Source organism: Pseudanabaena sp. 'Roaring Creek', from assembly GCF_001402795.1.
Classification (GTDB): Bacteria; Cyanobacteriota; Cyanobacteriia; order Pseudanabaenales; family Pseudanabaenaceae; genus Pseudanabaena.
Genome location: NZ_LIRE01000434.1, coordinates 1 through 4,840, shown reverse-complemented (window position 1 = coordinate 4,840; position 4,840 = coordinate 1). Strand labels below are relative to the sequence as shown.

At 42.9% G+C, this 4,840-nt stretch carries 4 protein-coding genes and 1 tRNA gene; 2 read left to right on the top strand and 3 right to left on the bottom strand.

Going from position 1 to position 4,840, the window contains the following annotated elements:
* Both AC805_RS14225 and AC805_RS14220 read left to right on the top strand, forming a co-directional pair.
* The coding region (locus AC805_RS14225; protein ID WP_231663040.1) for a hypothetical protein at nucleotides 1–687 on the top strand (687 nt) is incomplete at its 5' end.
* A gap of 1 nt (nucleotide 688) precedes the next feature.
* Nucleotides 689–958: a hypothetical protein gene (locus tag AC805_RS14220; protein WP_055076026.1), complete on the top strand. Its 270-nt coding sequence runs from the start codon at nucleotides 689–691 to the stop codon at nucleotides 956–958.
* Here AC805_RS14220 and AC805_RS14215 read toward each other — a convergent pair.
* The 3 genes from AC805_RS14215 to AC805_RS14205 form a co-directional block, all read right to left on the bottom strand.
* Entirely contained in the window at nucleotides 941–2,020 is a 1,080-nt protein-coding gene (locus AC805_RS14215) for a tyrosine-type recombinase/integrase (protein ID WP_072143631.1), read from the bottom strand. The two genes, AC805_RS14220 and AC805_RS14215, sit on opposite strands and share 18 nt — an antisense overlap.
* A gap of 81 nt (nucleotides 2,021–2,101) precedes the next feature.
* Nucleotides 2,102–2,173: transfer RNA gene (locus AC805_RS14210), tRNA-Thr, on the bottom strand.
* A gap of 310 nt (nucleotides 2,174–2,483) precedes the next feature.
* A complete protein-coding gene (locus AC805_RS14205; protein WP_231663046.1) occupies nucleotides 2,484–4,658 on the bottom strand; it encodes a secretin and TonB N-terminal domain-containing protein in 2,175 nt (724 codons plus the stop codon).
* Nucleotides 4,659–4,840: the final 182 nt, after the last annotated feature.

Below are 4,840 nucleotides of genomic sequence, written 5' to 3'. Positions count from 1 at the left end.
CAAGGCAACGGTCGCATTAAATTAGGCGATCTATTTGATAGCCTCACCTCTTGGTATCAAGAGCAAGGAATTTTAGAGGTTGAGATAACCGAGAAAGGTAACAAAAAATATCAATGGCTGGATGAAGGCAGCCGCTTCGATCCTTGGGTTAAAGCGGCTAGGCTGATGCGCCAAGGCTTAACCAAAATCTTTCCTAAAGTGAGATTTAGCGAACGCACAGAATACGTTTTTTTTGCTATTGGTGTTCAATCTATAAATTTTGCAATATCTCCTAATTTTTGTTCATTTGCTTCAGGAGATGAAAGAAACATAGATATAGAAAGGTTTTCAATAGATGAATCAAGCGCTGAATCAAAAAATAATACTTCATCTTTCCTGAATCAAACCAATCATGAATCAAATTTCAATCCTGAATCAAGTAATTTTGGGTCTGAATCAAAGAAATGTGACAACCACGCCATTTCTGAACTAAAAGAATCTGCTGAACCAAATCTACAAGTAACTAATAATTGCTCACAGCAAAAATCAAAAAAACTTGAAGTGGGCGATCGCATTCGCGTCAGATTTGGATCGCTAGCTGGAAAATACTTCACCATTGAAGCGATCGAGGGGGATGAATGCATCCTGTACTCACCTAATGCAGTTGTTAAACCAAGAATGAATCTATCTAATGTGGGGAGGGACTGAGATGAGTTATACCTTTATTCAAAAAGCTGAAGCAGCTAAGCTCATTGGCATGAGTACTGAATATTTGAAAAAACAAAAACGTCTAAATAACTTGATTCAAGGCATTCACTATTACCAATATGGCAAAACAGCACCATGCGTCTACAATGCCGAGCTTCTCCAAGATTGGTTTATTCATCGCAACGATCCTGACGCTCACAATGTGGCGATCGAGCGCTATCTTGCCTCATTGCCAAGCAACGAACGGAAACGATCAAAAAAGACTAGGTAACTCAGGCTGCGACTCAATGTAAGCCGCGTAATGCTCAAACAACACATCGGGGTCATGCCCTGTCAACTCTGCGATCGCCATAGGATTGATCCCAGCGGCAAGGGCATGACTGATGAAAGTTTTTCTAGTGTTGTAAGGCTTGCGATAGTCCACCCCAACTGATTCTAAAACAGGAATCCATACCCGCTTACGAAAGTTACACCTGCTCATGTGGTGACCATTGGGCGTGGTGAAAACAAAATCATTTTGCTTAAACCCATCAGGTCTACGAGCGAGTAACATTTCCGCCACCTCTGGAGACAACCTAAATCGCCTAATTTTATTTCGCTTGGTATCAATTACCTCAATCCGCGAACAATCATCCGTCAGCGCTGACCATTGCAAGTTAATCGCCTCTCCTAATCGCATACCAGTACTTAGGCAGAAAAAAACATAATCGCGATAGTGAGGCTGTTTGTCCTCAAAACCTCGCAAAATCGCCTTTACCTCATCCTTAGTAAATGGTCTAGCCCCTGCTTTTACTGGTACTTTGATGCGTTTTGGTAAATCCTTAAACGGATTTTCAGTCGTGATTGATTTAGAGATCGCCCAATCATAGGCTTGAGATAGATACTCAATTTTGCGCTTCACCGTCACAGGCTCATTCTGAGGCTTGAGCCAATCTAAAAAATCTTCGGCACTTGCCACAGTTGCGAGGCGATCGCCAAAAAATGACAAGTTAGGAATAAGCGATCGGTATTTACCAATCGTCACCGTTCCTACTTCACGAGCTTTAGCCTCCAAAAATTGGTTGTAAATCTTGACTAAAGAGGCAATCTCAACCTCTTTCTCTACTTTTTGCACCCTAGAGCGATATTTATCAAGCGATTCATCAAAGTTATTAGACCCGATATCAAGACTAATTTGAGTAGCCTTAATCTCAGCAACCTTTCGATTAAGCAGGTTATCTGATAACCCTAGCGATAGATAGTACCGTTTACCCAGAAAACGCCACCTCAGCCGTAAAGACCCCTTGTCGTTTTCTACAGAAACAGTACCTTTCAGAGCTTTTTGTCTACCCAAATCTCTACCCAAAACAGACTTAAAGACACCAAAATATAACTAAGTATACCTAAGTTCTAATCTGTCATTTGTTTCTAGATAAGCCCTCAACGGGATTTGAACCCGTGACCTTTCCCTTACCAAGGGAATGCTCTACCCCTGAGCCATGAGGGCGTTTTTTAACGCTTTGTTATTATTACATAATGATGGACATTTTTCGCAATACCTCCCAAAATATTTTTGCGTGATTTTTGATATATAGCTATATCGCAATCCTAAATGGTTTGTGGAAGCGCCCCCAAAAGGGAGCGTTTCCACAAACAAAAAAATCTACAAATGATTTAGGACTGCTATAGCAGTCCTAAATCATTTATGAGAGGAACAGGTATGCGAGAAATAGATCTTCGGCTACGCTCAGCTAAAAAAGCCTCGACAAAAATTGTCAAGGCTGGAAAGAAGTGTAAATTATGAAAATGGATGAAGCCTATTGACTCTTACGAAGATTGCTATCAATAACCTTTTGGACTTCTGGTCCTGGTTGATAGGTGTAACCCCAATTAGCATTTTGACTATCGTCAATGATCCGCGGCGTTACTATAATAATTACTTCGTTACGAACGTTTTGATTATTTTCTTGACGGAACAATGCACCAATAATCGGCAGATCACCTAAAAATGGCACTTTAGTCAAGGTTTGACGATCCGAATCTCGGATGATTCCCGATAGCACGAGCGTTTGACCATCCCTAACCCGAATTTGTCCCGAATTAAGTGTCCGTTTAGAGATTAATCCTTGGGAAGTTTGAATACCCAATACCGTTCCTAGTTGCGTTGTTGAAACTAGGGCGCTAACGCTAGGAGATACAGCAAAGTTAATAAACCCGTTGTCGTCAACCCGCGAGACATTGAGATTGAGGGTCAGTCCAACTGGCGTAGTAGTTACGGTTTGAGTTGGGAAGTTTTGAGTTGTAGTACCAGAGGTAATCGTGGTAATGGTAACGGTATTGGCTGTTACCACATCTTCGGTTAGCGCAACTGTTGCCGTTTCACCTTCTTGAACAGTTAGGGTTGGATCGGTGATAACCTTAGCATTTCCACTGACTATGCGAGCGCTGAGAGAGCCAAATAGTCGCTGTGGAGATGTAAGAATTGATGGGGTGCCCGTTGTGTCATTAAAATTTAATCCCAACACTCCAACCGTAGAAGAAATTGCCGCGCCTGTTCCACTTCCATCCGTATTACTTGCATTAAAGGAAAGAGACGAACCAATGGTTTGATTCTTATCGAGGTTTACTTCGACAACCTTTACGTTAACGGCTACTTGACGCTTGCGTAAATCCAAACGGGCAAGTTGAGCTTCGGCAAATTCAATTTGTTTGGGACTTCCAATCAAAGTTAGTGAATTCCCGCGTTCTTCAGCTATGACCTGCAAACCCTTTAAAACTGGGGTAGTAGCAGAATCTGCAGGAACTGTAATTGTTTCAAGGGTTGGAATTGACTCAGTCGGGATATTTACCACCGTAGCCGATGCAGCTGTTCCTACAGTTGCAGTTGCTGCTCCTGGGATTGGACGTTGGCGGTTGACGATCCGCGAAGCTCCCAAACCAATTAAGTAAGCCGAAGCTTCGCCAACGGTGATTTGATTGAGACGATAGTTTTTAGTGACTAGATTTTTGAGGGTTACAGGAAGTTTGGTAGCAACAAAAATGGTGTTCCCGATGCGATTGGCATCTAGTCCTGTAATCCTCAATACATTATTGAAAACATCTTGAGCCGTTTCATTCTCAATGGAAAGGCTAACGGGTTGCTTGAGTCCAGTGCCACTGGAAGTACTGGTGGCAGTTGCGCCAGCGGTAGATGAAGCAGATGAAGCAGCTTCAGCAGAAACAACACTTAACCCTGCAACACGACCGATCAAATTCAAAACTTCAATTGCAGGAGCTTCCCGCAAAGTAATTCTCGGTACGCGTTCAGCAGTACCAAGATCGACAATATCAGGACGCAGTTTGATAGATGATGTAGCAATATCGCCGACAGGAGGAGTCTTGAGTTGGCGGAAGGGGGGGACAACGCCTGGGACGCGACCTTGCAATTGCGGTGTGACTGGATTTGCGACAGGGGGAGGAGCTGAATTTGGTGCATTGCTTTGGGCTAAGCGCGTTTTTCCATCAGCATCAGTAACGGTGATCTTCGGTTCAAATAAAGGTTTTCCTAAAGAGGCGGAATTCACAGATGAATTCTGAGCAGTGAGCACCTTGGTAGAATCAGTGGTAGTTTGCGAATTTACGACTCCAGATTCTGGAGAATTAGCCGCAGAGATCGAGCTAACCTGATTTGCCGAAGGTTGCATTTCTAAGCTAAATACCAAACTATCACCATTATCTTGGCGTTTAATTAGCTCCTTAAGAGTTTCTGGATCGTTAGCAGTGACCCGTATTTGCACTTTGTTAGCGGCATACTGGGTTGCCTCGATCGCGGCAATTCCTGGGGCGGGATTTGTCTTGGCATAGCTAGCATTTCCATTACCCAATTGCAGTTGAGCCCCATTGAGTAAAGCTACCCAAGATTTCCCCTGTTTGGTATAAGTAACTTTTGGACGATCGCTGCTGGCAAAATTTACCGTGAGGTCTAGGCGATCTCCTGAGACATTGGTATTGATATCGGTGATACGGCTAGTAGACAGTCAAAGATAATTTGGCGGGTAAAATAAAGGGACAGAAAATAGTAAGGAAAAAGGTATGTCAGCAAAACGATACAAAGTGACATTAACCGAAGAAGAACGCCAAAAACTAGAACAAATCACTAAAAATGGTAAGTCGGCAGCAGCCAAAATTAACCATG